Origin of the sequence: Pseudomonas brassicae, assembly GCF_010671725.1 — a bacterium.
GTDB lineage: Bacteria > Pseudomonadota > Gammaproteobacteria > Pseudomonadales > Pseudomonadaceae > Aquipseudomonas > Aquipseudomonas brassicae.
This window is the reverse complement of record NZ_JAAHBU010000400.1, coordinates 1-5035: the sequence shown is the minus strand read 5'-3', so window position 1 is coordinate 5035 and position 5035 is coordinate 1. Positions and strand designations below refer to the sequence as shown.

Annotated in this window: 4 protein-coding genes and 2 pseudogenes; 1 reads left to right on the top strand and 5 read right to left on the bottom strand. The window is 63.7% G+C overall.

Translation table 11 applies throughout. The features are described 5' to 3' along the window. A pseudogene (locus G3436_RS22785) lies at window positions 1-131 on the bottom strand (tonB-system energizer ExbB); the annotation flags it as partial. 196 nt (window positions 132-327) lie between these two features. Here G3436_RS22785 and G3436_RS22780 point away from each other — a divergent pair. Beyond that, window positions 328-1184, top strand: a pseudogene (locus G3436_RS22780) (NAD-dependent epimerase/dehydratase family protein). A gap of 12 nt (window positions 1185-1196) precedes the next feature. Here G3436_RS22780 and G3436_RS22775 read toward each other — a convergent pair. Genes G3436_RS22775 through rpoZ form a run of 4 tightly spaced genes read right to left on the bottom strand, consistent with a single transcriptional unit; the run spans window position 1197 to window position 4828 of the window. After that, window positions 1197-1931: a hypothetical protein gene (locus tag G3436_RS22775; protein ID WP_163949767.1), complete on the bottom strand. Its 735-nt coding sequence runs from the start codon at window positions 1929-1931 to the stop codon at window positions 1197-1199. Between the two features lie 57 nt (window positions 1932-1988). After that, a complete protein-coding gene (locus G3436_RS22770) occupies window positions 1989-2369 on the bottom strand; it encodes a RidA family protein (RefSeq protein WP_163949764.1) in 381 nt (126 codons plus the stop codon). Window positions 2370-2392: 23 nt separating this feature from the next. Next, entirely contained in the window at window positions 2393-4501 is a 2109-nt protein-coding gene (gene spoT / locus G3436_RS22765; protein ID WP_163949762.1) for a bifunctional GTP diphosphokinase/guanosine-3',5'-bis pyrophosphate 3'-pyrophosphohydrolase, read from the bottom strand. Window positions 4502-4561: 60 nt separating this feature from the next. Beyond that, the gene (gene rpoZ / locus G3436_RS22760) at window positions 4562-4828 is read right to left on the bottom strand and encodes a DNA-directed RNA polymerase subunit omega (RefSeq protein WP_163949760.1); all 267 of its coding nucleotides are present in this window, start codon (window positions 4826-4828) and stop codon (window positions 4562-4564) included. Window positions 4829-5035: the final 207 nt, after the last annotated feature.

The following is a 5035-nucleotide window of genomic DNA, read 5'->3' as shown; positions in this document are numbered from 1 at the left end:
GGGGTGGCGTTCTGTGCGGCAGGCTCATCGGCCATGGCGGCCGGGGCCAGTACCAGGCTGAGCATCAGCGCGGCAATGGCGCGCCAGGCGCGCGGCATGGTTGGCGAAGCGGAAGGTTGAATACGTGTCATGCTGGCCGGACCTGATGTAGAAGAAATGGGTGGTTGTCCTTCCAGGCCTCGAGTCGGGCCGAGAACAAAATGTGGGCGGGCATTATTGCAAGTAATTCTTGTTAACAGAAGATACACAGTATCTTTTTTTGCACATTAACTAGCCGCCTATCGATTTACACCGATAGGCTGTGGCTTTGTTTGACGGAGTTCCAGGATGTCTGCGCCTTCAGTTCTGATCGTCGGTTGTGGCGATGTCGGTGGCCGTTTGGCCCGGCAATTACTTGCTTGCAGCTGGCCTGTAAGCGGCCTTCGCAGGACGGTTGCCGCCTTGCCGGCCGGTGTGGTCGGGATCGCGGCTGATCTCCAGAACCCGCAGTGCCCGGCCGACTGGCCGGTGGTGGCGCCTGACTATGTGGTGTATTGCGTGGCGGCCAGCCAGCATGACGAAGCCGGTTACCAGGCGCCTATGTGCAAGGGCTCAAAAACGTGCTGGGCTGGTTGGCCGAGCGTGGGCAGCGCCCGCGGCGCCTGCTGTTCGTCTCCAGCAGCAGCGTGTTCGCCCAGCAGGACGGTGAGTGGGTCGATGAGACGGCCGCCACCCTGCCGTCAGGCTATTCAGGCCAGGTGATGCTGCAGGCCGAACAGCTGGCGCTGGCCAGCGGTATTGCGACCAGCATCGTGCGCCTCACCGGCATCTACGGGCCGGGTCGCGAGTGGCTGTTGAGCCAGGTGCGTCAAGGTTACCGGGTGACCGAGGCGCCGCCGTTGTATGGCAACCGTATTCACGCCGAAGACGCCGCCGGGCTGCTGGCGTTCCTGCTCAAGGCGGATGCCGAGGGGCGTGCGCTGGACGACTGCTACATCGGTGTCGACGACGCCCCTGCGCCGCTGGCCGAGGTGGTTGCCTGGCTGCGCGGCTACATGGGGGTCACCCAGTGGTCGGAGCAGGAGCGTGTGCGCCGCACCGGCAGCAAGCGCTGCAGCAATGCGCGGGCCCGGGCACTGGGCTGGGCGCCGCAGTACCCGAGCTACAAGGAAGGCTACGCGGCGATCCTGCAAGGGCACGCCTGAGGCAGCAGCCGATCAGTCGCGCTCGAGCAGCCACTGCCGGGCGCCGGGGTACAGCTGCGGCATCTCGTCGGGCTGGGCGCTGTTGAGGGCACGCAGGATTTCCAGCTGGTCGCCGTCACGCTTGAAGATCCACGGGTTGCCCTGCTGGTTGCGCTCCAGCCACAGGCTGTCGTGCTCGCCGCTCATGGTGGCGCAGTCGCCGGCCAGGCACAGCGCATAGCGGTCCAGGTTGGGCAGGCCTTCGACGCTGCCGGTGTCGCCGAAGCGCACCACATTGCCCTGGCCCGGACCTTCGATCACTTTCCAGCTACCACCCAGGTACGCGCTGTAGAGTGCCTGCTCGAACGTTGTGCCGGTGCGGGTTTCGGCAGGCGCCGGGGCTTTGGCCTTCTGGAAGCTGTGCTCGGCGCCCCACTGGCTGGCGTGTTCCACCAGTTCGTCGCCCTCCAGGCTCAGGGTGGCGACCTGGCCGCCGGGGAACTCGACGTCACGTTGCTGCTCGCCGGCCTTGAGTTGGCCGTCGACGATTTCAAAGCCGTTGGTGTAGCTGGCCTGGGCCGCCGCGACGTTGACCTTCCATTCAAGGTTGCCACCGCTGTCTTGCAGGGCCTTGCGCAGGCTGGTGCCTTTGGCGGCGGCATCGATGGCCTGCTGGTTGATCCAGGTGCCGTTGTAATCTTCGGGTGTGTGGCTGGCGCAACCGCTCAACAGTGCGGCGGCCACAGCCAGGGTCAGCGCATGGCGCATGGCGGGGTCCTTCCAGAACAGTGCGGCGGCGAGCCGGCCGGCCCGCCGTGCGAGGTATTACGCCAGGACCAGGATCGCGTCCATTTCAACTTGCGAGCCGCGCGGCAGCGCCGCAACACCGATGGCCGCGCGTGCCGGGTAAGGCTGCTCGAAGTAGCGTCCCATGACTTCGTTGACCTTGGCGAAGTGGCTCAGGTCGGTCAGGAAGATGTTCAGCTTGACGATGTCCTTGAACGAACCGCCAGCGGCTTCGGCCACGGCCTTGAGGTTCTCGAAGACCTGAACGGTCTGGGCCTCGAAGCCTTCGACCAGTTCCATGGTTTGCGGGTCCAGCGGGATCTGCCCGGACATGTACACGGTATTGCCGGCCTTGATCGCCTGGGAATAGGTGCCGATGGCCGCCGGGGCCTTGTCGCTGGTGATGACGGTCTTGGTCATGGTGACTCCTTGCAGGGGGAGGGCTACGCGCGCATGCGAGTGATGCGGATCACCCCGGTCAGGGCGCGCAGTTTCTTGATCACGCGGGCCAGGTGCACACGGTCGTGCACGCTGACCACCAGCTGGACCACGCTGATGCGACCATCACGTTCGTCCATGCTGATTTTTTCGATGTTGCCGTCGGCCGCGTTGACGCTGCTGGCCAGCAAGGCAATCAGGCCGCGCTGGTGTTCCAGCTCCACGCGCAACTCGACGTTGAATTCGCCCGTGACATCCTTGGCCCACGACAGCTGGATGCATTTTTCCGGGTTGTGGCGGATTTCGCTGATGTTGCGGCAGTTTTCCAGGTGCACGACCATGCCCTTGCCGGCCGACAGGTGCCCGACGATGGGGTCGCCCGGGATCGGCGTGCAGCACTTGGCGTAGCTGAGCACCAGGCCCTCGGTGCCGCGAATGGCCAGTGGGCCTTCGGGGTTGGGCAACTGCTCGCCGTCGCTGGACAGCAGGCGACGCGCCACCACATAGGCCATGCGGTTGCCCAGGCCGATGTCTTCGAGCAGGTCTTCGATCAGTTCCAGGCGGTACTCGGCAAGCATGACCTGGATGCGGTCCTGCGGGATCTTGTCCAGCGCACTGTCGAAGCCGTTGAGGACCTTGTTGAGCAGGCGTTCGCCAAGGTTGATCGACTCGGAGCGGCGTTGCAGCTTGAGCGCGTGGCGGATGTGCGTGCGCGCCTTGCCGGTGACCACGAAATTGAGCCAGGCCGGGTTCGGTCGCGCGCCCGGGGCACTGACGATCTCGACCGTCGAGCCGCTTTGCAGCGGTTCGGACAGCGGCGCCAGGCGGCGGTTGATGCGGCAGGCGATGCAGCTGTTGCCCACGTCGGTATGCACGGCATAGGCGAAGTCGACCGCCGTGGAGCCTTTGGGCAGCTCCATGATGCGGCCCTTGGGGGTGAACACGTAGACCTCGTCCGGGAACAGGTCGATCTTCACGCTCTCGATGAATTCGAGGGAGTTGCCCGCACGTTGCTGCATTTCCAGCACGCCCTTGACCCACTGGCGCGCGCGGGCATGGGTGCCCTTGGGCTGCTCGTCGTCACTGGACTTGTACAGCCAGTGGGCGGCGATGCCGTTGTTGGCCATCTCTTCCATTTCGCGGGTGCGGATCTGGATCTCGATGGGGACGCCGTGCATGCCGAACAGCGTGGTGTGCAACGACTGGTAGCCGTTGGCCTTGGGGATCGCGATGTAATCCTTGAAGCGCCCGGGTAGCGGCTTGTACAGGTTGTGCACGGCGCCGAGCACGCGGTAGCAGGTGTCGACCTTGTCGACCACGATGCGGAACGCGTATACGTCCATGATCTCGTTGAAGGCACGGCGTTTGCCGCGCATCTTCTTGTAGATGCCATAGATATGTTTTTGCCGGCCGCTGACTTCGCCCTCGATGCCGTCGACCGCCAGGCAGTGGCTGAGCGACTCTTCGATCTTGTTGACCAGTTCCTTGCGGTTGCCGCGGGCGCGCTTGACGGCCTGGTAGATGCGCGCCGAGCGCATCGGGTACATGGCCTTGAAGCCCAGGTCTTCGAATTCGACGCGCACGGTGTGCATGCCCAGGCGGTTGGCGATGGGGGCGTAGATCTCGAGGGTTTCCTTGGCGATGCGTCGGCGCTTTTCGCCCGACAGCACTTCAAGGGTGCGCATGTTGTGCAGGCGGTCGGCCAGCTTGACCAGGATCACGCGAATGTCGCGGGCCATGGCCATGGCCATTTTCTGGAAGTTCTCGGCCTGGGCCTCGGCCTTGGTCTCGAAGTTCATCTGGGTCAGCTTGCTGACACCATCGACCAGTTCGGCGACGGTTTCGCCAAATTGGGAACTGAGGGCTTCCTTGGCAATGCCGGTGTCTTCGATCACGTCATGCAGCATGGCGGCCATCAGGCTCTGATGGTCCATGTGCATGTCGGCGAGAATGCTAGCCACCGCCAGCGGGTGCGTGACGTAAGGCTCGCCGCTGCGACGGCGCTGGCCGTCGTGGGCTTGTTCGGCGTAGAAATACGCTCGGCGGACCAGGTTGACCTGGTCGGCGCCGAGATAGGTCGAGAGGCGATCGGCGAGGGCGTCTATGCTCGGCACGATGTGAACTCCTGCCGAGAGTGAGGGCCCTGCGCCGTACAACGTCGACCAGGCATGGACTTAGACGGCCTCGTTGGCCTCGTCTTCACCGAATGCAGCGAAGACCGGGTCTTCCTGGCGGATGTCCTGTTCGGCCATGAATGCCGGAGTGCAGGTGCCTTCGGCGATTTCGCGCAGGGCAACCACGGTAGGCTTGTCGTTTTCCCACGGCAAGGTCGGCTCTTTACCGCCGGTGGCCAGTTGGCGGGCACGCTTGGTAGACAGCATGACCAGCTCAAAGCGGTTAGCCACGTGTTCTAGGCAGTCTTCAACGGTTACGCGGGCCATGGTCTTCCTCAGTAGCAAATGCGGTATTCAGCCCAGATGGGCGAGCGGACTCGATAGTTTAAAAAATCACCAGCCTTTAGGGAAGCGCTGATTTCATGTCGAGGCCTGTATAGGTCGACAATAACCAGTTGTGGGGCTCTAGCACAACCGTCTTGTGCTCGCTGCGAAATTCAGGCGCTTCGCTGGCAAGCCAGCTCCCACAGTGAC